This window comes from Bacillus pumilus, assembly GCF_024498355.1.
GTDB lineage: Bacteria > Bacillota > Bacilli > Bacillales > Bacillaceae > Bacillus > Bacillus pumilus_P.
The window spans coordinates 2,692,973-2,719,437 of the sequence record NZ_CP101833.1; the positions used below are offsets into that span (position 1 = coordinate 2,692,973).

Here is a 26,465-nt window from a genome sequence, read left to right on the forward strand (position 1 = left end):
CTAGTTTTCAAAGAACAATCCTGTCTCGCTAGAGACATGTGTTGAAGGTATGATCCTTCAAAACTAAACAAGACCAAAACGCACGCTGCTCCATATATCCTTAGAAAGGAGGTGATCCAGCCGCACCTTCCGATACGGCTACCTTGTTACGACTTCACCCCAATCATCTGCCCCACCTTCGGCGGCTGGCTCCATAAAGGTTACCTCACCGACTTCGGGTGTTGCAAACTCTCGTGGTGTGACGGGCGGTGTGTACAAGGCCCGGGAACGTATTCACCGCGGCATGCTGATCCGCGATTACTAGCGATTCCAGCTTCACGCAGTCGAGTTGCAGACTGCGATCCGAACTGAGAACAGATTTATGGGATTCGCTAAACCTTGCGGTCTCGCAGCCCTTTGTTCTGTCCATTGTAGCACGTGTGTAGCCCAGGTCATAAGGGGCATGATGATTTGACGTCATCCCCACCTTCCTCCGGTTTGTCACCGGCAGTCACCTTAGAGTGCCCAACTAAATGCTGGCAACTAAGATCAAGGGTTGCGCTCGTTGCGGGACTTAACCCAACATCTCACGACACGAGCTGACGACAACCATGCACCACCTGTCACTCTGTCCCCGAAGGGAAAGCCCTATCTCTAGGGTTGTCAGAGGATGTCAAGACCTGGTAAGGTTCTTCGCGTTGCTTCGAATTAAACCACATGCTCCACCGCTTGTGCGGGCCCCCGTCAATTCCTTTGAGTTTCAGTCTTGCGACCGTACTCCCCAGGCGGAGTGCTTAATGCGTTAGCTGCAGCACTAAGGGGCGGAAACCCCCTAACACTTAGCACTCATCGTTTACGGCGTGGACTACCAGGGTATCTAATCCTGTTCGCTCCCCACGCTTTCGCTCCTCAGCGTCAGTTACAGACCAGAGAGTCGCCTTCGCCACTGGTGTTCCTCCACATCTCTACGCATTTCACCGCTACACGTGGAATTCCACTCTCCTCTTCTGCACTCAAGTTTCCCAGTTTCCAATGACCCTCCCCGGTTGAGCCGGGGGCTTTCACATCAGACTTAAGAAACCGCCTGCGAGCCCTTTACGCCCAATAATTCCGGACAACGCTTGCCACCTACGTATTACCGCGGCTGCTGGCACGTAGTTAGCCGTGGCTTTCTGGTTAGGTACCGTCAAGGTGCGAGCAGTTACTCTCGCACTTGTTCTTCCCTAACAACAGAGCTTTACGATCCGAAAACCTTCATCACTCACGCGGCGTTGCTCCGTCAGACTTTCGTCCATTGCGGAAGATTCCCTACTGCTGCCTCCCGTAGGAGTCTGGGCCGTGTCTCAGTCCCAGTGTGGCCGATCACCCTCTCAGGTCGGCTACGCATCGTTGCCTTGGTGAGCCATTACCCCACCAACTAGCTAATGCGCCGCGGGTCCATCTGTAAGTGACAGCCGAAACCGTCTTTCATCCTTGAACCATGCGGTTCAAGGAACTATCCGGTATTAGCTCCGGTTTCCCGGAGTTATCCCAGTCTTACAGGCAGGTTACCCACGTGTTACTCACCCGTCCGCCGCTAACATCCGGGAGCAAGCTCCCTTCTGTCCGCTCGACTTGCATGTATTAGGCACGCCGCCAGCGTTCGTCCTGAGCCAGGATCAAACTCTCCGAGGTATGCAGGATGCATATCACACATGCGTTGCTACACGATGTAGCGAACTTAGTATGTGATCCTTCCTGCCTCGTCAGCTTGACTGACTACCTATGATGTATCATAGGATTTTTTTATAAAAACTCGAATTAACAGGTACGTTTTGTCTTGTTTAGTTTTCAAAGATCATGTTCGTTATCGCTCAGAAGCGACTTTACTAATATAACATTCTATCAAGGTCAAGTCAACAACTTTTTTCTTCATGTTATTTATCAACCGCGCTGTTTTAGCGGCGAATACAAATATAACACCTTTTGAAAAAAGAAACAAGTATTTTTTCTAAATAATTTATTTTTCCTTATCTCTTCCTATATAATGCTACAAAAAGTGCTTATCGCAGTAATTCTCTATTGTTGATCCTGAAGGTCTCTAGTATATTTATAATAGATTGAAACTAAATAACCGCAGGGGGAGCTTTGTGCTGAGAGTGAACGATTCGTTGTTCTGACCCTTTGAACCTGTCAGTTAATACTGAAGTAGGAATGTGGAATCACTTGAATACATGTGTTGTATTCAAACCAATATGTTTTTCTATGAATAACATACTCATCCTTACACGGTCTCTCCTTGCTCAATTCATGAAAAAGGAGATTTTTTTATGCAGCAATCAAATCAATTAGTACGCCTTATGGAAATCGCGATTATGACTTCGCTTGCTCTTGTATTAGATTACTTATCAGGTCTCTTTTTAAGGATGCCGAATGGCGGGTCTATTGCACTGATCATGATTCCTGTCATTCTCATGTCTATTAGATGGGGAATGTCTACCGGGTTTATCATCGGTGTGTTAATTGCCGGCCTGCAGCTGATGAATAGCCCTATTATCGCTACACCTGTACAAGGATTTCTCGATTATTTCGTGGCATCTGTTGTCATTTGTCTAAGCGGGCTATTTTCAGGATTGATCAAAAAAGCAATTCAGGATAAAAAGCGAAAGAAACAATTCTTCTATATTATTCTATCCGTATTTGTCGCCAGCTTCTTTAGACTGCTGACGTTCTTTATTTCTGGCGTCGTATTCTTTTCGCAATATGCACCAAAAGGAACACCAGGATGGGTCTACTCTTTAATTTATAACAGCACGTATATGGTTCCATCTTTTATTATTTGCAGTATCGTTCTTTGTTTATTAATACCAAGTGCATCTCGTTTGGTTTTTCCTCATCAAAAATAACCTGCTGATTTCAGCTGGTTATTTTTTTATGCATAATTTGCTACTCTATGGAATCTATTAATAGTAGAAGATTTCAAGCTGGAGGTACGTCAATGAATCCTTACTCCATTATGCTGTGCTGCTATATTCTCAGTCTTGCTTACTTTTTGGCAGGTTTCTATGAAGCATTAAAAATAGCAGGCGTGAAAGGGAAAGTAGAAGCTACTCCTTTTATTTCTTATATTTTGCTTGCTACACTCTTCACCTTTTTCTCTCATTATTATTGGAAACTGACGATTTAATTCGTTGTACATGTTCATTTAATACAGGCAGCTCCCATCCATACCCTATTTCATCATGCTTCTCGCCAGCCAGCTCGAACTGGCTGGTGACGACAAAACTAGGCTGAAGCTTTTGATAAAATTGCTTCGCCGAATTCTGTTCAAATACCCATAGCATCATATTCTTATAACCCTTCTCTATTAAATAGTCCACTCCTTTTGCAATCAAAGCGATACCCGCTCCTGACTTTTGCTTCTGCTGTAATAAATAGATGGCGTAAAGCTCACCATCATATGTTGAATAGCGCTCATCACGTTGTTTTCCGAAGGAAGCAAAACCAAATACTCCATCAGCGTCTTCTACGACAAACGTACCTTCAAGCGATCTGCTTCTCCAGCTCTCTCCCCGCTCCTCTACATTTAAAGCATCCAAATACTCTTGTGAAATAATACCATGATAAGTCGTTTGCCAGCTCTTCACATGAATCTCGGCAATTTTAGGAATATCTTTATGTACTGCATGTCTAACCTTCATCTATGCCACCCCTTTATGCAAGTTCTCACTCTATCTTTATTATAATTTTTTAAAATTCAATTCGTAAAGGATAGCGGTCTTTAATCCAGGGACTGTATTTGGACCTCTCCCCATTATAGACATACCCCTTCCCTTCATTAGCTATGGCGAGGCCTCGATAGTGTTCATATGATATCCGCAGCCATTCTTGTGAATCTTTCTTCATATCAATCTCAATCTCAAGTAAAAAAGACACCTTCTGATAGAAAGTGTCTTTTGATGTTATTCTTCTATTTGACGATCAGCTATTTCCTTTTTTCTTGGCTCTTTGATTTCATTCGTTAGTTCTTGAATGCTTTGCTTCACATTGCCTTTGCCTGAAAAGTTCTCAATAATTTCTTTGACATCAATTCCAGAGGATGCTTTCAGGCTTTCTTGAAGGCTGGACATCAGGTTTGTGGCATAGCCTGTGACTTTATTGGCACCGCTGCCTTCCCCGTTACCGCCTGTATCAACAACTGTAATTTTATCAATGTTAGAAAGTGGTGCAGATACTTGCTTCGCATATTCAGGAAGCATTTTCACAATCATATCAAGGATCGCTGCCTGACCATACTGTTCGAATGCTTCAGCAATTTTTTCTTTCGCTTCGGCTTCCGCAAGTCCTTTCAGTCTAATGACTTCTGCTTCTGTTTCCCCTTTCGCACGATCAGCTTCCGCTTTTGCCAGCCCGTCAATTCGGACTTTCTCAGCTTCTGCTTTCGCCATTGCTTCGATGCTGTATTTCTTCGCATCTGCTTCAGCGAGACGCTTCGCTTTTTCCGCCGCAGCCGATTGCTCAACAGCATAACGGTCCGCATCCGCTTTCTTTTTCACTTCAGAATCGTATTGACGTTCACGACGCTGAATCTCTTTTTCTTCTAATTCAATTTGCTTCTGGCGTTCGATGATTTTCACTTGCATTTCTTGTTCAGTCACGTGCTGACGGTTGCGAGCTGTTTCTAGATCATACGCTTGGTCAGCGCTTGCTTTCGCTGTATCCTGTTCCCGTCTGAATTCTGCTCTTTTCAGTTCATTGATTTTTTCTGCTTCAGCGATTTCGGTGGCACGCTCAAGCTCAGATTTCTTCGCATCTTTATCTGCCTCGGCACGTTTGATACGTGTTTCTTTATCCGCTTCAGCTGTTGCAATATCTGCATCACGTTTCACTTGAGCAATTCTTGGCTTACCTAGAGATTCTAAATAGCCATTTTTATCACGGACATCTTTAATGGTGAAGGACACAATGACGAGTCCCATTTTCGCTAAATCTTGAGAAGCGACACGTTGTACTTCTTGAGAAAACTTCTCTCTGTTTTTATAAATCTCTTCAACTGTCATTGATCCTAAGATCGAACGAAGGTGACCTTCTAGTACTTCTCTAGCTTCGTTTTCGCGGTCTTCTTTTGTTTTACCTAAAAACTGTTCTGCCGCAGTGGCGATTTCTTCAATCGATCCGCCAATTTTAATGATTGCGGTTCCATCGGCCATTACAGGTACACCTTGCTCGGTATAAACCTCAGGCGTTGAAACATCTAGCTTGCTCGATAGTAAGCTGAGCGGCTCTGCTTGTTGAAAGACAGGGAGTACGAAGGTACCGCCCCCTCTGACAATCTTAATCTTGTTTCCACCTTCATCCACATGGACATTTTTACTTCCTAGATAACTTCCTGTGACGATTAACGCTTCATCTGGACCTGCTGTCCGGTATTTTGAAACAAATACGCCAATAAGTGCAATAAGAATCACAAGGACAATTCCGATGATAATCAAAATCGTTGTTCCTGGCATTGCATTCCCTCCTAGATTTCTTCATTTGGTATGACAGATAAAACACCTTTGTTCACTTCGACAACAAGCACGCGGGTTCCATACGGAATCTCCTCTTGATCGAAACTGACGGCTGGCTTTGAGATTTTCCCGCTATTACTAATTAACAGCACTTCTCCAAACCCGTCTTTTGGGACTGATACAATGATCTCCCCAGTTCTTCCTTTTAAATCGGCCTCCGTATATGAGAGAGATTCTTCAGCAGAGGAAAGCGGGACTAAGATAAATACATTTAAACAGGTCACTAGAACCACTGCGAGGATGGCAGATAATACCGCTCCAAGCCCACTTCCTACAATTGCTGTTTTTTCAGAGATAAACCCTCCTGCCGAGAAAAAGGTAAGAAATGCGAGGATCAATGTTGGTTGTAGGAATGGAACAGGGATCGCTTCAAACAATCCATCAAATACATCGCCGAAAAAGACGAAAACAAGTGTCAGGATTCCTGATATCATTAATATGTATAAATACAGCGTTTGAAGAGGCAGCCCAAACACATCCATCTTCCTCACCCTTTCATCATGAAATGAACAGCCTTTGTTTCGTTTAGACCATACTCACCTCCAATGTATTTCTTCTAGCAGGTAATACGAACCACTTTTGTAAAGGTTTCATATTTCACCACAATTCTTCAAAGGAATTCTCTGATAGCTAAAGAATGATTGTCATATACCAGTATGATAAAATTTGATCTTGAGGTGATGAAAATGAGTTTATTACATGATGCAAGACAAGAATTGTGGCAGGAGCTGCAAGGGTTGAGCGAGGAACAATTAAACCAAAAGTTATCTGAAGATACTTGGAGTATTCAAGAGGTGGCAGATCATTTAAAGAAGATGGACTTAGTTGCAGCAAAGCATCTAGCTGCGGAGGGAAAAAAAGCACCGATTAAAGAATATGAGCCAAAACCGGTAGAAATGGCAGAGGATCGTTCAAGAAAAGCCACTGCGCCTAGTATTGTTGAGCCTGAGCAAAAGCATGTCACACCTACACATTTAAAGGATGAGCTTGATACAGCACGTGAGCAGCTCAATCAAATTTTATCAACGTTTACTGAAGATGATTTTAAACGTGTGATTGCACACCCTGTGTTTGAAGAGTTATCACTTAAGCAATATCTTGATTTTATCGGGGCGCACGAAAAACGTCATATTCATCAAATCAAAGAAATCAAAGCACAATTGTAAGGCATAAAAAGACTCTCTTTTGGGAGTCTTTCAGATTGTTGACAAAGGGCTAAAATGATCTTTATTTTAGCCCTTTGTCTTCTTTTCAGCGTAATAGAAAACCTTTGCAGTCTAAGATGGAGCGGAGCGAATTTGAGATTCGTGAGCACCGGCACGCAGGGCTGACACAGAATGCGAGGATTTGTCTACACGCTGAAAGACTCCCTTCGATGGGGAGTCTTTTTTTGTCGTTAGACTGTTTTAGGTGTTAAATCAAAGCAGCGTGCATAAATCCAGTTGTATGCTTTTTCGTTTAGATCTCTTGGATTTCCAACTGTTTGCGGATCTTTCATCGCTTCTTTAGATAAACGGTCAATCATATCTTTTGATACACCTTGTTCTTCTAATGAAGGAACTTCTAGATCCTCCACTAAATCATACATCCAGTTCACAGCTGCTTTCGCTGCTTCCTCTGTTGACATTCTGCTTGTATCGATACCGAATGCTTGCGCAATTCGAGCAAATTTTTCCGGGTATCCTTTCCAGTTATACTCCATCACTGGTCCCATCATCGCTGCTACACACTGTCCATGCGCTACAGGAATAATGCCTCCGAGTGTTTGACTCATCGCATGTGCTGCACCAGCTGATTCACTTCCATAAGAAAGTCCTGCAAGCATCGCAGCTTGTGCCATTCCATATCTTGCTTCTAAATCCTCGCCGTCAGCAAAGGCACGGCGAATATAATGAGCAGCATATTCAATTGCCATGAGCGCCACCGCATCCGTAATTGGCTGAGCAAATTTCATTGTATAGCATTCGATGGCGTGCGCAAGTGCATCAATTCCAGTCATTGCCGTCACATGAGGCGGCATGGATACATGAAGCTCTGGATCAATCACTGTTAGGTGAGCTGCAATAAGCGGTCCCCCTGTATTGAATTTGAATTCTCTTTCTTCGTCAGTAATAACCGCCCACTGCGTCACCTCTGAACCTGTACCAGCCGTTGTCGGAATGGTGGTTAACGGAGGGATTCTATTTTCGAGCGGTTTTTTCCCATCTGCTGCTTCGTAATCAAGAACTGAGCCTTCATGAGTCGCCTCTACACCGATAGCCTTCGCTGTATCCATCGAGCTTCCGCCGCCTACTGCGACTAATCCATTACAGCCTTCTTTTTCATATAACGCTGAGCCTTCATTCACTAAACGTACTGGAGGGTTTGGCTCTACTTTATCAAATAGGACAACATCAATTTGAGCTTCTTTTAATGAAGCAATCACTGGATTCACAACACCCGCTTGATAAATACCAGGGTCTGTTACGAGCAATACCTTTGAGACGCCGTATGCTTTCACTTCTTCTCCAACATGTTTCACCGCACCAATGCCATGCTTGATGACAGTCGGAATTTCAAATGTATGGAATTTTTGCATGCTTTCAATTTTCATATTTAATGTCATATAGAATCTCCTCCAAATAAGTGTTGTTTATTTAAACCAATGAACCGCTTCAGGTTTTGTATTTCTATATAAATGTTTCAGTTCGGTATATTCTTCAAGACCCGTTCGGCCTAACTCACGTCCGAGACCTGATTGCTTATATCCGCCCCACGGTGCTTGAGCAAAATAAGGATGGAAGTCATTGATCCAAACAGTGCCTAACCTTAGCTGACGAGCAACTCTTTCCGCTTTTGCGATATCTGAAGACCATACCGCTCCTGCTAAACCATAAATCGTGTCGTTTGCCAGCTCGATGACTTCTTCCTCTGAACGGAAGGATTCGACAGTGAGTACTGGTCCAAAGACTTCTTCCTGTACAATCCGCATATCTGATGTACAGCCTGAGAAAATTGTTGGCAAGTAGAAGAACCCATTTTGAAGCTCCTCTGCTTCAGGACGTTTTCCGCCTGTTTCTAATTTTGCGCCTTCTTCTAGACCGATGCTGACGTATTTTTCTACTTTTTCTCGATGCTCAGCTGAGATAAGCGGCCCGCTCTGCGTTCCTTCATCAAAGCCGTTGCCTAGCTTGATTTTTTTCGTACGCTTCACCAGTTCTTCTAAAAATTCATCATGAATGGATTCTTCCACTAACAAGCGTGAACCTGCTGAACACACTTGCCCCGCATGGAAAAACACAGCATTCATTGCCTGGTCAACCGCTACGTCTAAATCAGCATCTTGAAACACAATATTCGGATTTTTCCCGCCGAGCTCAAGGGCGATTTTCTTCACATTCCCACTGGCTCCCTGCATGATTTTCTTGCCTGTTTCAATACCGCCTGTAAACGAAATTAAATCCACTTGATCGTTTACAGCAAGCTCATCCCCAACCGTTGTCCCAGGTCCAAGCACTAGGTTTGCAACGCCCGATGGTACGCCGGCTTCTTCCATAAGTTTGAATACTTTAATCGTGGTTAATGGTGTAATTTCACTTGGCTTTAAGACGATGGTATTCCCCGCTGCAAGAGCAGGAGCGATTTTCCAGCTTGCTTGAAGCAATGGATAGTTCCAAGGAGTGATTTGTCCGCATACGCCAACAGGCTCTCTAACTAGTTCACTTTTTGAGTTCGGAATTGGCGATGCAATAATTTCCCCGCCATCTTTGTCAGCAAGTCCTGCGTAATATTGGAACACGTTTGCAATATCGTCCATATCCGCCTTGCTTTCTTCTAATGTTTTGCCTGTATCAAGCGATTCTAATTTGGCTAGTTCATCAAGGTCACGTCTAATCAATTCAGCAATCTTAAACACAATATTTCCTCTTTCAAGTCCAGGCAGGTTTGCCCAATCACCTTGATCGAAGGCTTTTCTCGCTGCTTTAATGGCTAGCTGCGTGTCATTTCTTGATCCTTCACTGACTGTCGCGATCACTTCTTGATTGAATGGATTGATGATGTCCCGTGTGTCGCCGCTCTTGGCGCCAACCCATTGTCCATCTATAAATAGTGTTTGACTCATAGAAGGAACCTCCTCTGATTCTCTTTGGTAAGTTTGTTAAATAAAAATTTAACGTTTTGAACATAATTAACTTAACATGTTCAAATTTTTCTGTCAAAGGGAGATATGCTTCATTTTCTTTTGACATTTAGCATTCTTTCGTTAACATATAGTCCATAAAGATTTTTTTGAACGTATTGAATTCTCATAATAGAAAGCAGGGACAAGATGAAAAAGCATGAACAGCCACAAGCAGAAGAACGCATTTTAGCGGCTAAAGATCTAGTCATTGATTCCATAGCTGAAACGATGGATCTCTATGGTATTACAAGAAGTGCCGGTATCCTATATGGGACAATGTATTTAAATGAGGAAATGACGCTAGATGAAATGCGTGAAGAGCTGCAAATGAGTAAGCCAAGTATGAGTACGGGTGTGAAAAAACTTCAAGACATGAATATTGTCAAAAAAACCTTTCACCGCGGCCGAAGAAAACATAGCTTTGTTGCTGAGAAAGACTTTTTTAAGTTTTTCATGAACTTTTTCCCGCAAAAATGGGAGCGAGAGGTCGAAGTCAATTTAGCGGCGATTGAAGAAGCGCAAGAGCGCCTTCAAGATGTGGCTCGTGATGGGCAGATAGAGGAACATGTGAGAGATGAGGCGCAGCAGATCCTTGAACAACTTGAAAGCTCAAAAGCCTATTATGACTGGCTCAGACGATTAGCCCACTCTGTTCATTCCGGAGAAATCTTTGACTATATACCGATTAATCAGAAAGAAAAATAGACGACGTATTTTCGTTTTACAGCTTGAATTTTACAGGAGGATTGATTATAATAAATTATGTCGTAACACTTCGGGGCATTAGCTCAGCTGGGAGAGCGCTACGCTGGCAGCGTAGAGGTCAGCGGTTCGATCCCGCTATGCTCCATACGAAAAACCATTCTTGAGAGATCAAGGATGGTTTTTTTATGTATATATCTCTTAAAGTTGTGTTTGTTCTTTGTTTTTTCTTAATCTTAATATCTTTATGATTCGGTACGTGATCACAGAGACATAAGCCGTGATGAGAATGATTGTGTAAGACAGAGGGAAATCGTTCGTCATTCCGTTATAAATGAAATAAATGAGTAGCCCTGAAAACATGATGACTTGGCACAGTTCTTTTTTCATTTTTCTCTCCCCTTATGAAAGCTTCAATGATTTGGTTGATTATATCATAAACGATGTCACTTCTTATTAGCTATCAGCAAGTAAAAACTCTCCACTTGCTGATAGCATGTTATGGATTATCACTTATTCTGCAATTGTTCAATTCTGTTCTTCGTTTTCGGTCCGTAAATTCCGTCTGCAACTAATCCATTCATGAGCTGGAATCGCTTAACCGCATTCGCTGTTTTCGGTCCATAATAGCCATCTATCCCGTTGTTTTTGGCTCCTTTTTCCGGATAAAAATACAGGGAAGATAATGCTTTTTGCACCGCTGTGACTTGAGGTCCTTTTGTTAAGGGTTTGGTTACTTTTAAAATGCTAGATGGCAGCTTTGACGATTTCTGTTTGGAGACGGGTGCTTTGTGGCTCAAGCTTTCTGCCTGAACTGGTTTTCTTGTGCTTTTGCTGCCAGTATGAGCTATGGCTATTCCAGCTTTAAACTGCTCCCACCGTCCGAGCAGTTTCCTTGGACAATCTTTCCCGCTCCAATGCTTATGAGGCACCACATTTGATAAAGGAATCCCGAAATCTCCCATCAGCTTTCGAATGAGCCATTGGGCGTTTTCAACTGCTTGTTCAAAGTTGCCCTCTGCGTTTTCACAAATCTCAATCCCAATTGATTTCATATTGCCGGTTCCTCTGCCATCCCCAGCGTGCCAGCCGTTTTCGTTTAATGGTAAATGCTGATAAATCACCTGATCGTCGACGGTGTAGTGCCAGCTGACGCCGGTACTTGAACGTGCAACAAATGCTGCGTGACTCGCCGCATCTGCACCTCTTGCAGTGTTAGATGTATTATGCACTGTAATATAGAGCGGCTTCATCACGTTTCCTGGCCTGTTGCGATTGTGCTTTGGGATGTATGCTTGAATGATCTTTACCATGTTGTTTCTCCTTCAAATATTATTTTGTTAGCCCTCTTTGTTTCAGGGCATCTTTTTGCAGCTGTCCTTTGTAGGTCACATAATTGTTTTTAAACCAAGCGATCATTGCTGTGATCATGGTGAAAATCGTGGAACCTGCAATATAAAGTGCCTCTCCTGCGGTTTGCACTTGCTCCTCACTAATCGGCAAAACTGTTTGCCCAAACATTACAAGTGTTTGGTTGATGAGTGCAAGAAAAAGAAGCACTGTGCGAATCACAGTGCCTTTGTCGAATGTTTTCATGATTTTTCCTCCTATTTTAAATTCCGTTCAATTTTATCGAGTTTGTCGATGACGACGTCATATTTCTCACTAAACTTCGCTAACACTTCATTTTGCGCCTCGATTTGTGCATTGAGCTTATTTTCTCTTTCTTTTGTTGTATTGAGAACATAAAACAGAATCCAGCAAAAGAGAACGGCAAATGGGCCTTGTGTCATTAAGTTTTGGACGACATCCACTTCCAATTTGCTCACCCACTTTCTTTTTGAAATGTATTATCTTAGTTGTGACAAGGTGATATAAGCTCTGTTTACCGTAATCGTTCTCCCTGTATTTTTGGGTGTAATATAAAATGTTAACTTATCTCCCGCTTTAAACTTTTGTTGAAGGTACAATACACATATACTTGATGAGATGACAGGATTCCAATTTCCTAAACGTTGAAATTCTGTCCCATTCACATAGCATGACAAAATACTATCTGATCCAACAGTGATGTTGTTGCTATTAAGATAAAGTCTAATTAAATACAGACCATTATTTTCCAATGTGATTTCAGACCGTGAACGATTATATTCTTCTAAATCATCTGACCTTGTTTCGCCAAAATTCAGTTTTGTTGGAACATTTTCAGCAGCTGAAACGGAGGAATTATCTAGATCATACGTATCAATAAAAGAAGTATTATCCATATCCTCCTTTGTTAAAACTCGTTTCCAACCTTGCCATCCCAAATTTAAGTCAAGGTAGTTTGTATACATGTAATTGTTATAATCTATTGCCATGACCCACCCAAATGTTCCTTTCCCATTGCTATCTTGAGAAGTAAAATGATACATACCACGACACGACCTTGTTGTTGGAGTGTTTAATGCTTTTCCTGTAACATAAAATGTTCCATGTCTTGGACCTAAAGAAACAATTTTTTCAAGTAAATCCTCACCATCAAAAACAGATACAACCACCCCTCCATTGTCTGAAGTGATCTTGGAAAGTTGCCCTTCATTCCATTTATTTCTTTCAGCGTTTGACGGAAGCTTTGTCCAATTAATAGCGGTATGAGCAGCATTATAGTAAAAACTATAAGAATTACCCGCAATATCTACAGCAAAACCAGTTCCAATATTATCTTGACCTACTGTCTGTAAACCTCGTAATGAAACATTCGCTGGGGTTGGAGAATCTTCGACTCCAGAAGCTGCATAAAATGTACACGTTCCTTTATCTTTGATCGCATCAAAGATTTTTGCATTGGCTGGAATATTGATTAGCTGGTTCCCATTATCTGCTGTAATCTTATAACTTTGTGATTCATTCCACTTTTTCTTTTCCGCTTCGGATGCATGTAGCTTTGGATCTCCTTTATGCAGATTGATTTGCTCCAACAGTCCAACATCATTGTCAAGAATAACCTTAACCGTGTCATTAAACAGATCTGCATGGGCTTTATCAGTGGTTTTAAATGTACGAGGTGTTTTTATCTCCATGGTGTTTCCCCTTTTTATTTATTTCATTCGTCCCGTTCATTAAGCTAAACTCCCTTTTCATTCATCTTGTACTGAACTTAAAACCAAATGTAATAAACTCAGTTGGATTGACGTTATTTGAAGAAGATTGCACACACACATTTCCATCTTTATCAATTAACGTACGGTGGAATTGAGGCACTCCTGAAGTCCCTATACTTGAAGCGACTCCTATAAAAAAATGCGCCTGTCTTGGACAATATTCTTTAGGCAAAATAAAAACTGGCTTATTTCCTAAATCTCCCCCTTTTACAGCACCTACGATCTCAACTTCCCCTGAAAGATTCTTGCGATATTTCACTGGCATCGTACTAGAGTTATATTCCGTCCAATTATTACGAAACTCTTTAGGTGTTTCCCAAGTACCTTCTAATAGATCTGATAGGGTAATCTGCTTCTCCCAAGGAGTCCATGTTTCTGCATCCTGTTTACGAACTCTAAAGTACGTGTTTTTCCCATAAACAGATTCGTACGCTATTTGTATTAATGTATTGCCGTAACTCATGACCAGTAAAAAGACTAGATTAAAGGATGGTGGACCGTTTACTCCAGGATTATATATGAGATACATTCCTGTCTGAGTAAGGGTATTATAGTCTGTCTCACTAGCAAATCCATGATAAAAGGGCTTTCCATTATCTTGTGTAATTTTTATTAGCTGACCGTTGTCCCACCTTTTCTTATCGCTTTCAGTAGGCAGCTTTGTCCATGTCATAGATGTATGCCCGGCATTATAACTGAAAAAATAAGCATTACCTGAACTATCAATCGCAAAGCCAGATCCAATATTCTCCTCACCTACTGTCTGCAGACCCCTTATCGAGACATTAGTTGGTGTAGGAGAATCTTCGACGCCAGCAGCTGCATAAAATGTACATGTTCCTTTATCTTTAATCGCATCAAAGATCCTTGCATTGGCCTGCACATTGATTAGCTGATTCCCATTATCTGCTGTAATCTTATAGCTCTGCGAATCGTTCCATTTTTTCTTTTCTGCCTCAGATATATGTGGTCTCGTATCATTTGTATGGTTTGTGAGCTGCTCTAATAGTCCAGTATCATTTTCAAGTAATACTTTGACCATGTCATTGAACAAATCAGCATGCGCTTTATCATTTACCTCAAAAGGTTTTGGTTCTTTTATTTCCATTTAGCTTTCACTCCTTCGCTTTGAAGCTTGGATCGATCTCTTGTAGTTGCTCTAAAGTGAGCATCCTTTGCTGACAGCCTTCATTTAATTCTTCAATTGAACAGTCACCTAGTTCAATCGCTTGCTTGACCATTTTAGGTGTCACCCATTGAAAATATAATGCCATTACCCAATAATTCATGTTTCATTCTCTCCTTTAAATAAAAGGATCTGATTTTTTAGTGCCTGCAGTTCGTTCGTTAAAAGGTCACATTGGTGTTCAAGCTGTTTTCTCGTCAACTTTTCTTTTGCTACTTCCTGCGCTAGAAAATCAAGTGGAAGAGGTGGTTGATATTGTGGATTCATTTGAGCTTTCTCCCACCATTCTATCAATTCTTCAGTCGTTGGCTTAGGCACATCGAGATGCCATTCGTCTATATACGAGCCAGCACCGTCATTTCTTAGTTCAAAATCCCTTTGCGGTTCCGCATCGGGATATTTATACTTAATGGCTTCATATAAAATCATCAGAATCCTCCTACACTCTTGGGAAATTTCGTCCGCCTAATTCCATAATGTCGAAATAGTTGTACCAACCTGGATTATCAGATACATAGCGACTAACATCTCCGTCATATCCTATATATAAATAAATTTCTAAATAGTCACCTTTATTCGCCGGAACATTGGCAGCACCATATAGACCCACGCCTAAGCTCGATGTATCAGATGGGCTTGCGGGACTCTGTCGGTGATGCGCAATATTTTTATATCTTTTTCCATTCAAATAGATAGATAATTCAAAGTTACAGTATCTTCGAAAGCTATCAATATATACGCCTGCATTCACCAAGTACATTCCATTTTCTGGACAAATAAATCGATTATTCATAGTATCAAAATTGTTATGACTATCTTTTATTTTCCTACTAAAGAGGACTTTTTGGTTCTCCCCTTTGGTTAATAACTGCTTACCAGTTGTCCCAATATTGGTATGGAGAAAACCAGAGATTTTATGCCATTCTGTCCAGCCAGATCCGGTCCACCAATGCCTGCACCACGTACCTGTGCTATCAAAATAACTGCCTGCTTCGTTTCCAGTCCCATAGTAGTATTGAACAAATCGAAAGTTACTATATTTTTCATTTTTCACAAAGCCATATCTCGTAGGATATCCCGTATCATTGGCTTGGCCAATATCCATAAACGTAATGCCTATTGGATATTCCTCGCCGCTGACTGATGCATCTTGAATGGCTTGATCTCCTGTTAATTTGAATAAACTTTCATTTGTGATTCCTGCTATTTGTCTACTGAGTGCATTGTCATTCTCCACAAGTGTGTCGACCACCCGATTAAACAAATTAGCATGGGCTTTGTCTGAGGTTTCAAACGGTAAGGGTGATTTTATGTCCACTTTTTTTTCCCCCAATTAATAAATATCATCAATCTCAAAAACGAATTCGATGTCGCCGTCTTTTTGTTTGTCTGTCATGGTACGGATGGCGGTGAATTTGCCGGCTTCGTCGACAAGTGCCATTTCGTTGATGACTTCTCCTGCTAGTTCTCCTTCGGCGATTGTGCAGGTGTAGCGGATTTTTGCTGGTTCCATAAAGGTAAACGAATCAATGTTTTTTTGAACTAGTTCTTTTTTGAGTGTTTGTTCTGTACCGTCAAGAGAGATCGGTTTTCCATCCTTTGTTCCCCCGTTTCCGAATGCCATTTTGACGACTTTTGTGAGATTTGTTCCTTCTGCTCTTGCCTTTGCCATTTGTTGACGTGCGTACAGTGTTGTTACGGTTAATTGATCAGCCATTGTGATCCTCCTTATAGCTCTATTTTTTTAGAAGTTGCTGCTAGCATTTTTGACCCGTCAAGCGGAATAGATCCATCGAGAATCCAGTAGTGATCCTTGATCAGTACGCTGCCGTTCTGTTCATTTTGAACTTGTACTGGCAGGCGGAACGTCATCCTCTTTTTGGTGTGATGCGGAAGCTGGTTCTTTGCGTGCAAAGTCAGTGCTTGTGCTTGCTTCGTTTCATGCGCTGCCCCAGTCATGACATAATTCATGCGATATGTTGTTTCCGGCTCATGTTCAAGCGGTATTCTCATTTTCAACGAATGCCGAAAACGAGCAGGAACATCCGTTGTGCCTCGAATCCCGCTGAGGTAGAACGTACCATTTAATACAAATTCACCATTGAGTAAAATCGGGATATGATCGAAAAAACCCACTCTGCTTCGCAATGTGAGCCTCTGGTGATGTTCATTTTTTTCATGAACATCGGTATGATGGATGCCGGTAAACGTATACGCCAAGTGCGCTGGCTTTACCGTTTCAAGTATTTCTACAATATATCTTGTGTTTTGCAGATCATCTAGGTTCACACGTAAAGCGAAATGATAGCGATTGGTTGTGAGACGGATGATGGCACTTGGATTCTTGAGAAATCGATTCACTGATTTCTCTAATGAAAGATACGTGATCGGCGGAATATTCGACATCATATTGAGTAAGCGTGCCCTGCGCAGTTCAATTGAATCATCTGATTCCCGCTGCACCTTGAGTATTCTTTCCCACCTATTCAATCCCCACGTCGCTGTTAAAGGAAAGAATTGATCCGTTACGTCAAAAATAGATTCGTCCAATTGCTCAAACTCCGGCGCCTCTGTCTTTAGTAAATGATCCACTTCATAAATCTCTGTAAAATACGGCGGCAAGTAGCTTTTCATTTCATCCTGTTTGCTCAATAACCTTCACCTGCCTAAGACGCGGTATCTCAATGTCCTGTAATACTAGGTTTTTCGACTCACCGTTCAGTAAGACGTTTGCATAATCTGACACGCTTTCTGAATGGTACAGAATATCGTTTAATGCGGACATTCGAATGGTACTCTTTTCAAATGCGATTGATTTTAATAGCGATTTAACCTTTTCTTCTATTTCTTTTTGCGCTCCTTCAAGGGTCCAGTCCATTTGAAGTTCGACTGCCACTTCTATGTCGATATCCAGCCACTTGGCGCTTTCAACAGTTGCTTTTGAACCAATAGGAGCTTGCCCTTCTCCTTCTCCTGGCAATGGATCGATATACTCTTGTACCCTTTTGACAAGGAGATCTGATGCTACATCTAAATTGGCGTCTGTGATGACAATTTTGACCGTTCCTTCTCCATTCCAAAGCGGGAACACTTTCGCTCTGCCAACACCGGTCACTTCCTCGGCCCATTTTTTATAATGCGCTCTGTTAGCACTGACAGCCTCTCGCCTTGCGCGTATTAAGTATCGATCATATAAAGAAGCGTCATCTTCTTCCTCTTGTCCTGGTATCACCAGTTCTTTCATGATCATTGATTCAAGTCCTGGAATCGTATCAAGGGATAGCAGCGGCTGACCTGTTAATTGGCCATTTCCGGCTGTACCAGATGTCTCGCATTCCAGCGTGCCATCCTTCGAAACTTGGAAATAAACATCTTCAATAAAAAAACGTGAGCCAGCTGGGATGTTGATGTTCTCTGGCTGAATGGATGCTGACCAAACTGCTCTAGTGGCTGGCTTTCTTTCAATCCCTACTTCAGCAGCCCGTCGATCTAAAAATTCTCCCTGCGCTGTATCAGCAAAGACAAGCTCGAATACTTGATCAAGCCAAATATAGGACTGTGCCAGTTCAGCAGCAGCAGGTGCCAAGGCATTCCAAATCACGCTGTTTTCTCTTTTATCCACGTCATCTGGCAGTCTGTCTAGCATTCTTTCCATCAATGCTTCATACGTTTGTTCCTCAAACATCGCCCTCCATCACCTCCTCTATTTCTAATGTGCCCTCATCTGTGACGATGGCTAGTTTGACGTGAAACGAGTCATTTTGCTTCGTGACCTCTATCTCTCCAATATGATCAATCCGCTCGTCAACGATCAGTGCTTCTTCTAGCAATCTTGGAATCTCCATTTCTTTGTATTCATCCGTGGCTTCTGTATCTGTCAAAAGCTCCTGAATTTCAGTGCCAATGTCGTGGCTGTAGATAGGATGTGCATAACGCTTTGTCCGCAATGTCATGTAAATGAATTGCCGGATCGCCTCTATGCCTGAAATGGTTTCGTTTGTCAGCCTGCCATGTTCAAAATCTAAGCGATACGTCTTTGAGGTTTCCACCTCTTCGTCTTCTTCTGTTTCCTCGATTTCTTCCTCTGGTGAAAGTGCCACGTTCATCACCTCCCTTACAATTTGTCGATGATGTAGAAGGACTGCCCTCCTGCCATTGCGAGCACCATAATACTGTCTCCCGCTTTTAGTTCATCATCCTCACCCTTATTTAAGCGCTTCGGCCAAATAAGCAATTCTTCTGGAATGATCAGCTTATGATTTTCATTTAATCGGATATTAAGTGGTGAAACCGCCGTGACTTCACCAATGACAAGATCAATTGGAGAGGCAGCGTCTACGGCATTAACTGCTAATCGTTTAATCGCTTCACTGAATCTCACGCTTGATCACCCTTTGGCATGGAATTTTTCTCAACAACATCAATGGTCATGGTGTGTTTTACTCCATTGAATTCATGCTTGTCTTGATCGATCCAGTAGGTTTTTTTTACGTTGATTTCAGGGATTTTCAAATAGATTGGGAGACCGCTTTGCAGTTCGGGAATTCCTAGCGCTTGTATGCTTTTCACTTCTTGTTTAACGCCTTTCTTCTCTGATAACCGTACTTTGGCTCTTTTTTGAAGCTGCGGCTGGTTGATTTGACCTGTTACCGTCTCAACATGCTGTAAAATGCCGTATTTACTCTGACCTGCTTTATCCTGTTCGATCACCACAAGATCTGATTTGCTGCCTTTTTTCTTATTCTTCCCCTGTTCATCTACAGACGTGCGCATCTTTACGCGTGTTGCTGTCTCTTCAATGGAGGTGCTGTACTGATAACCGATGAGATTGACGCCTGATTCAATGACCCATACGTCCTCTGGATCGGGCCAAGCTCTCAGCCCCATCTTGCCTTTAGCAGAATAAATTTGATAGTTTCTGCCGGTTTGCCGCTTCGTTTCTTTCAATGCTTTCAGAATGATGTCATACAAGCTCGTGTCATTTTTAAAGACCAGTGATTTCATGACATGTCCTGTATTTGCGATGGAGGTCATTGGAATTTGAAAGTCAGTTCCAATCCGTCTCAAGATTTGATCTGCTCTTTGATTCGAAAAAATATATACATCTTGGTTTTTCACTAAATATTGGAGCATATCGTATGCGGTAAAGGTCAGCTTGCCTTCAACAGGTGTCCGGGAAAACACAATGCCTCTGAACAGTTCTTTTCCTTTCCATTTAAAAAGAACCGTGTCCCCTTCTGAGACACGGTAATATGTTTGACTGCCTTGCTTTGTGATAATATTTGCCTGAATAGAGCGAGGGGCTTGATACCTTTGCCCCTGAAGTGTCACACTCTCTGTGACAAGCTCATACATGGTGCCGCTTCTGATGGCAAAAAGCTCAATCAATGTCAGCCCCCCTATTGTGGTATTTTCAATTTTTGTCCAGGAAAAATCCAATGTCCCGGCTGTTTAATATTGCGTTTACTTCGTTTAATCATCGCTGCTTTATTCGCATTCCAAATACGCCGCCATTTTGTACTGTCGCCATAAAACCGGCCTGAAATGGCCCACAAGGTATCGCCTTTTTTGACGGTATACAATTTTGGTGGTGATTTTGAGGGTCTTTTCTTTTTGGTTTGTTTCGCTTTTTTCTTTCGTTTGATTTTCCTAGGCGAAGCGGTTTTGTATTCCTTTAGCTGAATCGTAAACTCACGATCACCAATATCATATGACCCTTCCTTGTGGGTGAAGCTTTCAATGCTGCACGTCATATTGATTTTTGTCCCTGTAACAATCAATCGCACGGACTTTTTCGAACGCATCATTCGTTCAATTTTCGCTATCGCATTCTCTGGTGATGGAATGCTTTTATATTCAGCAATCGGCGAATATTTCTTAGGAAATAATGATGTGAATGATACTTGTTTAGCTGCTGGTACATCAATAAAGGTCAGTTCTCCAAAAGAGGCGACCTTCACTGTTTCATTTTGTACATGATTTGTGATTTCGAGTTCGGATGGAAGGACAGGGAATCGCAACTTATCCTTTCCTTGGGAAATCCACAATTGATACACTGACTTACCCATCGATCACGACTCCCTTCGTTCCTGTATGAAGCTCTACTTCCAGTTCGTCTACGAGCATTTGTCTAATTTTTTCGACAAGCGATTGCTGGTCTTGTCCATTATGGAAATGCTGATCTCCATTGAATTGAATGGTGATTTGTTTAGTACCTGACGATGTTGTATTGCCAACTGACTGAGCTGAGGTCACTTGCTGCATCTGTGATTCTGGTAAAGGAGCAGATGCATTTGATGGATCATATACTTGCATCCCAAGCGCCTTGGCTGCCTGCGTCAATAAATATCTCCCGCGAATGCCTCTTTCTTCTGGAATAATCCATTCGCGTTTGTTCCCTTCACCGACTCTAGCTACCTGCTCCTTCGTAATCAGCCCGCCATTTGCGTAGCCTTTATAAGGACCGCCTCTTCTCATACTCCGTAATCCCGGCGTATTGAAGACTGTTCCATATCTACCCTTAATGTAGTTAATGGCTGCTACGGCATTATGAATTGGGTTCCAAATATCATTCATGCCTTTGCCTTTATTGGAGTTAAATGTTGGTCCAATGGTCTGCATTAATCCTTTTGACGGCGTTCCTCTCTTGGCGTTAGAATCCCATAGGTTGATCGCTTTCGGGTTGCCACGTGACTCGTTCTGCGCAATGGTCATCAAACCAGGTAGCCAGCTCATCGATGTACCGGTTGCCGTTAAAGCAGCCATGAGCCATTGCTGAACACTGAGACCTGAAGCACCCATACCGCTGAAGGCACCGATTAATGAACCAGCCTGATTTTCAGCGAACTTTTTCACATCAATTGAATCAAGACCTTTGACTACACCAATCGATGCAAATTTCCCAAGACTCATCATGACACGTGAAGGTGAATGAATGTCTAATTCTTCTCTAAACGCCTGCTCTACTTTCTTCGCCATTTCTTTGGCAGCTTGTGTGACTTCACTTGCTTTCGAACGCATGCCGCTGTTGAAGGCATCGATCATTCCTGAACCCCAGCCTGCTGATTCTTGTTTTGCTTGCAGGAATGGTTGTTTGACGTGTTGATCTACGTATTGGCTTGTGCCAATTGATGTGGCATTTTGACCTGTTGCAAAACCAGTAACAGTTCCAGAACCCCAATTTGTTGAGGCTGTCATCACTTGCTGATAGGGTGCTTTTACACGATTTTGCAAAAAGCTATCTGTTCCTGTTGGTGTCATCTGCTGACCATTCGCAAAAGCAGAAACCGTTTGCTCACCATAGTTTCCTGAGTCTGATGTCAATTGACCAAATGGCTGCTGAATATTCTTTTGCTTCCATTGATCAAGAGAGATCACTTTATGATTTAACCCTTGTTCAAACTCGTTATTAAATTGCTTACCTATGCCGGCAGCTTGAATGTTCCCATTCATTGAGACCGAGCCGCCAATTGAACTGACAGAAGATGGCGAAGTTGTAGTAGCTTGGGAGCTTGACACTTGATTTGCTGCACCTCCGCTTGGCACAACAGACATTCCAAGGTGAGAAGCCGCCTGTGCAAGCAGCATCTTCCCGCGTCCTCTGTTATTTTGAGTCGGAATGACAAATTCATTACCAGCTTCACCGACCCATGATAAGGTTGGCTGGGTGATATAGCCTCCTGTGGCATTAGTATCAGGTTTAAAATCTTTGCGTCCGTTGTTCCTCCCTTTTTCAAAAGCTTTTTGATTTTTTTGCTTTGCCACAACAACTTTCCCAACAATTTTTCCACCTGTACTTTTGATTAAATCCCATGTATCTCCTAAAATATTTTTACCCCAAGCCTGTACATCACTCCACTTCCTTGACCACCAGTCTCTATCAAATAGAGTAGAAGAAATAGTTGATTTTGCAGTTGACCAAATTGTTTTTGACTGTTCCCACTTACTTTTAGACCAACTTTTTACGTTATCCCACTTCTCCCCCCACCAATCTTTATTAAAAACAGTTTCACTAATTTTTCCTTTAATTGAATTCCATATCTCAACGGCACCATCCCATTTTTCTTTGGTCCATTCTTTTACGTTATCCCACTTCTCTCCCCACCATTCTCCGTTGAAGACGGTCTCACTAAGTTTTCCTTTAATAGAATCCCATATTCCAACTGCACTGTCCCACTTTTCTTGAGTCCATTCTTTTACGTTATTCCACTTCTCTCCCCACCATTCTCCGTTAAAGACGGTCTCACTAAGTTTTCCTTTAATAGAATCCCATATTCCAACTGCACTGTCCCATTTTTCTTGAGTCCATTCTTTTACGTTATTCCACTTCTCTCCCCACCATTCTCCGTTAAAGACAGTGGATTCCAAAACTCCAGTAATGTACCCAGCTTGTTCCGCCCACCATTCTGAATTAAATAGCGTATTAGATGCTGTAGTTTTTATATCTTCCCATTTTTCACTTAAGTTCCCTAAAGAATTTTCTGCGGAAGTTTTAACACTTCCCCACTTCTCACTCCACCATTCTCCATTAAATAAAGTGTTTGAAATATTCTCTTTTAATGTTGATGTATCAAATAATTCCCCTAGTTTCGATCCACCAAAAGCTCCGGCTATGCCTCCAGCAACACCACCAACAGCAGCTCCTACAAGTGGTATTGGAATTAGGGCTTGGCCAATTGCAGCTCCGCTAACTCCTCCTGCAAGACCTCCAGAGAAGCCACCTACTTTTTCTCCAACGTTTTCTTTCGTTGTTCCTATTAAATCTGTTGCACTTAATAAGTTCCCCAAGATAGGCACTCTCTTTAATAGCTTGCTACTTCCTCGACCTATATTTTTAAGTGCATCTCCTAACCCACTTAATCCTCCACTACCTTTCATCAAACCAGCAAGCCCCGCAACAGAAGCCGCTATACCTGCGCTTTTCTTCAGTCCACTAGGGATTTTACCAAAAAGCTTACCTGCGTTTGTTTTCAGTTTTCCTAATCTATTTGGAGGTCTTCTATTTCTTTCTACTCTAGTTGTACCAGTTGGATTTGTTGGCTGTCTTTGCGAACGACCATTTCTATTTTTAGTTCTAGTAGATCCTCTCCTGCTTAATCCTCTAGCACAACAAGGGCAACAACTATTACGAAACAAACCTTTTCCACTCCGCGGCTGCGGCTGAGTTTTAGGGGCTGGATTTGTTGGTGTTGGCGCTGTTGTTGGCGCTGCAGGGGTACTGTTATTTTCACTTGATTGGTTATTTGTACCGAAGAGGCGATCTAATCCACTACTCACCAATTGATCTAGCTTTTCTTCAAAATTAATTTTAATCTTCTCACGGATTCGTCCAATCACTTCTTGTTTATACTCATCCATTTTCGTTTCGATCCAAGGAAGTGCCTTATTGTCCCAAAAGTTTCTAGGACTCAATTTTTCCTTCAATTTATCTGAAACGTCACCTGCATACTTTTCGATTTCCTTTATCGCCTTGTTTCCCAAATTCCTCAACCAGCTTTGTTTGTTTTCATTCGTTTTCGTAGCGGCTGTTGCATTAGGTTCCTTTTTTATTTTCTTTTCTTTAACAACCGAGTCGGCCCGATCTCGTTTTTTCAACTTACTCTTTGCATTGTCTTGAACAGACACTTTGATTTCGTGTTTAGACATCGTCAAGCTTTTTAGTGTCTTTTTGATTCGTTGAATCGCAGCGGTGGCTTGATCAACCGTGTTTAATCTCATATAGTATGTTCTGTTCATGAGCTGAAGGATTGATTTTTTGATCGATGATATTTTTCCTGACAATTGATCGTTTAGTTTAAATGTCATCAGAAGTGGACTTGTTCCTGCTTTTTTCAAGCGATCCATACTAGACTTAATGAAATCTAATCCCTTTGCTTGAATGGATATGACAAGATGATTTGGTATGTTGTTCAATTGATTTGTTAATGATTTTAAATCACGATAGATTCCTTGATCTAGACTTATCGATAATACTGAAAATTTACGCATCGATACATTGAAGTTTCTTAACTTCTTTTCATCCATTTCTAGGCTTATTTTGATCGGTTTTCTAAAGGGCTTGAGCTGCTGTTCAAACGTTTGAAACCGTTTCTGAATGCGTAAAAGCTTCTTCGACACTTTGTCTTCTAATTCAAATCGTGCAGTGAGTTTCGCCAGTTTATTTCCCTCCTTTCTTTGCTTCTTTTTCTAGCATTTCTAGTTTGTAGCCGATGAGTCCAAATAAGAAGGCTTTGAATTGTCTTGGTGCTTCGTATAAATCAAGGAGTTCAGATGGGGAGTAGTGAAGCTCGTGCATGGCGTAATATAAAAACACCGCTTCCTTATCCCCATCTTTTATTAGTTTTTTGCTGCTTCTTCTAAATCTTCAATCTCGTCTTCAAACCCATTGATTTCGATGGCTTTGTTTAACCAGTTCGCATATTCCCCGCCAACAGACAGTACACGCTTTGCTACTTCAACAGGATCTTGTGTGCTGTAGGCTTCTCTTAATTCCTTTGAGCGGAAATCTGGATAAATGGTGGATTCAATGGCAATACGTGCATAGAAGCGCTGACTGTCTAAATCTTTCACGCGTCCTCTGCCTTTGACATTTTTGAACGTTGTGTTTTCTTTTTCTAATTCATCAATACGTTCAGTTGTAATTGCTTTGAAGACAAAAGGAATGACATTCCCTTTTTTATCAACAAAACGCTTAGAAATCAGCACTTTGACTTCTTCCGCTTCTACTGTTTGTCCTGGCATAAAAAATGAAAGATCAAATGTTTGTTTTTCGCTCATGTTTAAAAACTCCCTTTGTTATGTTTTTTGAATGCAAAAAAGCACATCCATTTTTGAATGTGCTTTCCAATCTTTTCATGTATAATATTAATCGTACAATGGAACGGCTTGCTCAAGGGTGTCTGGCTCATCCCCGATAGGAAGGGGGTGATGCTCATGTCAACATTTCAAGCGCTTATGTTAATGCTTGCATTCGGGTCATTTATCATTGCCCTGTTGACGTATATAGACAAAAAATAGACTCCCCCTTGAGCTTTGGTAGGTAATAGGGAAAGTCTATCCTGAAAATCCTATTCGATTAGCCAGCCCCTTGAAGGGCCCCATTGTACATTGCCGGGATGCGCCAACATCCTGGCTTCTTTTTATTGTATGCAAATTACTTTGCATGTAAACATAATTTTCTGTTCTTGGAATGCTTTAAGAATGCTTCCAGAATGCTTTGAGCATTCTAATTGCATTATAACACATTCCTTTTTAAATTCGCCAATATTACTTAGCGAATTCACTCGTACCAAATAACGAATTAAAAAGAATTCTTCAGCTTCTCAGGCAGGTCAAAATCCTCGAATGTGAAAGGAACTTCTTCTTCAAGTGCCTCTGAATCTACATCCAGTCCAGCAATTTTAGCTGAATCAAAGTTGACATCAAATAATGTCACACGCTCTGTGCCTCGGCCAGATGACTTATCTTCAAGCACAGCTTGAAGAGTGAAATAAGGATCTTCTCCTTTTTTCACATAGTTGAGCATTAATTGCACGAAACGTGATGTGACTTTATAGAACGTCGCAGTTCCTGTTCCGTTTGCACCGGTTGTTTTATGACCAGTCATTCGGCGGCCCATGACATTGACTTCTGATTTGTTTTTCTCCACATTTGCTTCGAAGGTTTTGATAAATGCAAGCTCCTCACCTTCTAAGAAAAGACGACCTTCTTTACCTGAAATAGTATTTTGCGCTTTAAAAGCCATC

The 26,465-nt window shown here is 41.8% G+C and carries 30 protein-coding genes, 1 tRNA gene, 1 rRNA gene and 1 riboswitch; of the genes, 6 read left to right on the forward strand and 26 right to left on the reverse strand.

The features are described from left to right. Positions 1-104 precede the first annotated feature (104 nt). Positions 105-1,653, reverse strand: a 16S ribosomal RNA gene (locus NPA43_RS13785). A gap of 434 nt (positions 1,654-2,087) precedes the next feature. Next, a riboswitch (TPP riboswitch) is annotated at positions 2,088-2,190 on the forward strand. Between the two features lie 98 nt (positions 2,191-2,288). Between NPA43_RS13785 and thiT the strand changes: the two genes are divergently transcribed. Both thiT and NPA43_RS13795 read left to right on the forward strand, forming a co-directional pair. After that, the gene (gene thiT, locus NPA43_RS13790) at positions 2,289-2,864 is read left to right on the forward strand and encodes an energy-coupled thiamine transporter ThiT (protein ID WP_099728759.1); all 576 of its coding nucleotides are present in this window, start codon (positions 2,289-2,291) and stop codon (positions 2,862-2,864) included. Positions 2,865-2,956: 92 nt separating this feature from the next. Beyond that, on the forward strand, positions 2,957-3,145 hold the full coding sequence (locus NPA43_RS13795; protein WP_099728760.1) for a hypothetical protein: 189 nt from the start codon (positions 2,957-2,959) through the stop codon (positions 3,143-3,145). Here the strand turns inward: NPA43_RS13795 and NPA43_RS13800 are convergent. The 3 genes from NPA43_RS13800 to NPA43_RS13810 form a co-directional block, all read right to left on the reverse strand. Beyond that, positions 3,105-3,659 (reverse strand): GNAT family N-acetyltransferase, encoded by a 555-nt coding sequence (locus tag NPA43_RS13800; protein WP_256498953.1) that lies wholly within the window; start codon positions 3,657-3,659, stop codon positions 3,105-3,107. The two genes, NPA43_RS13795 and NPA43_RS13800, sit on opposite strands and share 41 nt — an antisense overlap. 261 nt (positions 3,660-3,920) lie before the next feature. Then, positions 3,921-5,468, reverse strand: coding sequence for a flotillin lipid rafts scaffold protein FloT (locus NPA43_RS13805; protein ID WP_256498954.1), 1,548 nt, complete (start codon positions 5,466-5,468; stop codon positions 3,921-3,923). An 11-nt stretch (positions 5,469-5,479) separates the two neighbouring features. Further along, the gene (locus NPA43_RS13810) at positions 5,480-6,010 is read right to left on the reverse strand and encodes an NfeD family membrane protein (protein WP_099728763.1); all 531 of its coding nucleotides are present in this window, start codon (positions 6,008-6,010) and stop codon (positions 5,480-5,482) included. A gap of 204 nt (positions 6,011-6,214) precedes the next feature. On the opposite strand from NPA43_RS13810, the gene NPA43_RS13815 reads away from it, so the two are divergent. Continuing rightward, positions 6,215-6,694 carry a DinB family protein gene (locus tag NPA43_RS13815; RefSeq protein ID WP_180275572.1) on the forward strand — a complete coding sequence of 160 codons (480 nt, stop codon included), beginning with the start codon at positions 6,215-6,217 and terminating at the stop codon, positions 6,692-6,694. A 230-nt stretch (positions 6,695-6,924) separates the two neighbouring features. Here NPA43_RS13815 and NPA43_RS13820 read toward each other — a convergent pair whose 3' ends face one another. Further along, positions 6,925-8,133 (reverse strand): choline dehydrogenase, encoded by a 1,209-nt coding sequence (locus NPA43_RS13820; RefSeq protein ID WP_099728765.1) that lies wholly within the window; start codon positions 8,131-8,133, stop codon positions 6,925-6,927. 27 nt (positions 8,134-8,160) lie between these two features. Next, the gene (gene betB, locus NPA43_RS13825) at positions 8,161-9,630 is read right to left on the reverse strand and encodes a betaine-aldehyde dehydrogenase (protein ID WP_099728766.1); all 1,470 of its coding nucleotides are present in this window, start codon (positions 9,628-9,630) and stop codon (positions 8,161-8,163) included. A gap of 207 nt (positions 9,631-9,837) precedes the next feature. On the opposite strand from betB, the gene cudC reads away from it, so the two are divergent. After that, positions 9,838-10,395: a transcriptional regulator GbsR gene (gene cudC / locus NPA43_RS13830; RefSeq protein WP_256498955.1), complete on the forward strand. Its 558-nt coding sequence runs from the start codon at positions 9,838-9,840 to the stop codon at positions 10,393-10,395. A 72-nt stretch (positions 10,396-10,467) separates the two neighbouring features. Further along, a tRNA-Ala gene (locus NPA43_RS13835) sits at positions 10,468-10,540 on the forward strand. 53 nt (positions 10,541-10,593) lie between these two features. On the opposite strand, the gene NPA43_RS13840 is transcribed toward NPA43_RS13835, so the two are convergent. From NPA43_RS13840 to NPA43_RS13930, 19 genes are all read right to left on the reverse strand, one after another. Then, complete coding sequence (locus NPA43_RS13840) at positions 10,594-10,782, reverse strand: hypothetical protein (RefSeq protein WP_256498956.1); 189 nt, start codon at positions 10,780-10,782, stop codon at positions 10,594-10,596. A gap of 119 nt (positions 10,783-10,901) precedes the next feature. Beyond that, positions 10,902-11,705 (reverse strand): peptidoglycan recognition protein family protein, encoded by an 804-nt coding sequence (locus tag NPA43_RS13845; protein WP_256498957.1) that lies wholly within the window; start codon positions 11,703-11,705, stop codon positions 10,902-10,904. Between the two features lie 19 nt (positions 11,706-11,724). Beyond that, a complete protein-coding gene (locus NPA43_RS13850; RefSeq protein ID WP_099728770.1) occupies positions 11,725-11,988 on the reverse strand; it encodes a phage holin in 264 nt (87 codons plus the stop codon). An 11-nt stretch (positions 11,989-11,999) separates the two neighbouring features. Continuing rightward, positions 12,000-12,212, reverse strand: a complete 213-nt coding sequence (locus NPA43_RS13855; RefSeq protein ID WP_012011023.1) for a BhlA/UviB family holin-like peptide — start codon at positions 12,210-12,212, stop codon at positions 12,000-12,002. Positions 12,213-12,242: 30 nt separating this feature from the next. Next, positions 12,243-13,454, reverse strand: coding sequence for a hypothetical protein (locus NPA43_RS13860; RefSeq protein WP_256498958.1), 1,212 nt, complete (start codon positions 13,452-13,454; stop codon positions 12,243-12,245). Positions 13,455-13,515: 61 nt separating this feature from the next. Continuing rightward, on the reverse strand, positions 13,516-14,643 hold the full coding sequence (locus NPA43_RS13865) for a pyocin knob domain-containing protein (RefSeq protein ID WP_256498959.1): 1,128 nt from the start codon (positions 14,641-14,643) through the stop codon (positions 13,516-13,518). Positions 14,644-14,650: 7 nt separating this feature from the next. Then, positions 14,651-14,824 carry an XkdX family protein gene (locus NPA43_RS13870; protein WP_099728773.1) on the reverse strand — a complete coding sequence of 58 codons (174 nt, stop codon included), beginning with the start codon at positions 14,822-14,824 and terminating at the stop codon, positions 14,651-14,653. Continuing rightward, positions 14,821-15,150, reverse strand: coding sequence for an XkdW family protein (locus NPA43_RS13875; protein ID WP_099728774.1), 330 nt, complete (start codon positions 15,148-15,150; stop codon positions 14,821-14,823). The genes NPA43_RS13870 and NPA43_RS13875 overlap by 4 nt, the downstream gene beginning before the upstream one ends. 10 nt (positions 15,151-15,160) lie before the next feature. Further along, on the reverse strand, positions 15,161-16,039 hold the full coding sequence (locus NPA43_RS13880; RefSeq protein ID WP_327925383.1) for a hypothetical protein: 879 nt from the start codon (positions 16,037-16,039) through the stop codon (positions 15,161-15,163). Positions 16,040-16,054: 15 nt separating this feature from the next. Next, positions 16,055-16,438 (reverse strand): phage tail-collar fiber domain-containing protein, encoded by a 384-nt coding sequence (locus tag NPA43_RS13885; RefSeq protein ID WP_099728776.1) that lies wholly within the window; start codon positions 16,436-16,438, stop codon positions 16,055-16,057. An 11-nt stretch (positions 16,439-16,449) separates the two neighbouring features. Next, complete coding sequence (locus NPA43_RS13890) at positions 16,450-17,373, reverse strand: YmfQ family protein (protein ID WP_256498960.1); 924 nt, start codon at positions 17,371-17,373, stop codon at positions 16,450-16,452. Beyond that, positions 17,357-18,406 carry a baseplate J/gp47 family protein gene (locus NPA43_RS13895; RefSeq protein ID WP_256498961.1) on the reverse strand — a complete coding sequence of 350 codons (1,050 nt, stop codon included), beginning with the start codon at positions 18,404-18,406 and terminating at the stop codon, positions 17,357-17,359. Before NPA43_RS13895 ends, NPA43_RS13890 begins: the two co-directional genes overlap by 17 nt. Then, entirely contained in the window at positions 18,399-18,821 is a 423-nt protein-coding gene (locus NPA43_RS13900) for a DUF2634 domain-containing protein (RefSeq protein WP_256498962.1), read from the reverse strand. The genes NPA43_RS13895 and NPA43_RS13900 overlap by 8 nt, the downstream gene beginning before the upstream one ends. Before the next feature lie 14 nt (positions 18,822-18,835). Then, positions 18,836-19,102, reverse strand: a complete 267-nt coding sequence (locus tag NPA43_RS13905) for a DUF2577 family protein (protein WP_099728780.1) — start codon at positions 19,100-19,102, stop codon at positions 18,836-18,838. Next, complete coding sequence (locus NPA43_RS13910; protein WP_099728781.1) at positions 19,099-20,109, reverse strand: XkdQ/YqbQ family protein; 1,011 nt, start codon at positions 20,107-20,109, stop codon at positions 19,099-19,101. Before NPA43_RS13910 ends, NPA43_RS13905 begins: the two co-directional genes overlap by 4 nt. Before the next feature lie 11 nt (positions 20,110-20,120). Beyond that, complete coding sequence (locus NPA43_RS13915; RefSeq protein WP_099728782.1) at positions 20,121-20,789, reverse strand: LysM peptidoglycan-binding domain-containing protein; 669 nt, start codon at positions 20,787-20,789, stop codon at positions 20,121-20,123. Then, positions 20,782-24,876 carry a transglycosylase SLT domain-containing protein gene (locus tag NPA43_RS13920; protein ID WP_256499681.1) on the reverse strand — a complete coding sequence of 1,365 codons (4,095 nt, stop codon included), beginning with the start codon at positions 24,874-24,876 and terminating at the stop codon, positions 20,782-20,784. Before NPA43_RS13920 ends, NPA43_RS13915 begins: the two co-directional genes overlap by 8 nt. A gap of 1 nt (position 24,877) precedes the next feature. Next, positions 24,878-25,015, reverse strand: a complete 138-nt coding sequence (locus NPA43_RS13925; RefSeq protein WP_099727155.1) for a hypothetical protein — start codon at positions 25,013-25,015, stop codon at positions 24,878-24,880. Between the two features lie 41 nt (positions 25,016-25,056). Beyond that, on the reverse strand, positions 25,057-25,497 hold the full coding sequence (locus NPA43_RS13930; RefSeq protein ID WP_099727150.1) for a phage tail assembly chaperone: 441 nt from the start codon (positions 25,495-25,497) through the stop codon (positions 25,057-25,059). A gap of 150 nt (positions 25,498-25,647) precedes the next feature. Here NPA43_RS13930 and NPA43_RS13935 point away from each other — a divergent pair, with 150 nt between their 5' ends. Further along, the gene (locus NPA43_RS13935) at positions 25,648-25,737 is read left to right on the forward strand and encodes a putative holin-like toxin (RefSeq protein WP_072368332.1); all 90 of its coding nucleotides are present in this window, start codon (positions 25,648-25,650) and stop codon (positions 25,735-25,737) included. Positions 25,738-26,020: 283 nt separating this feature from the next. Here NPA43_RS13935 and NPA43_RS13940 read toward each other — a convergent pair whose 3' ends face one another. After that, entirely contained in the window at positions 26,021-26,464 is a 444-nt protein-coding gene (locus NPA43_RS13940) for a phage tail tube protein (RefSeq protein WP_034317337.1), read from the reverse strand. Between the last annotated feature and the right edge of the window lies 1 nt (position 26,465).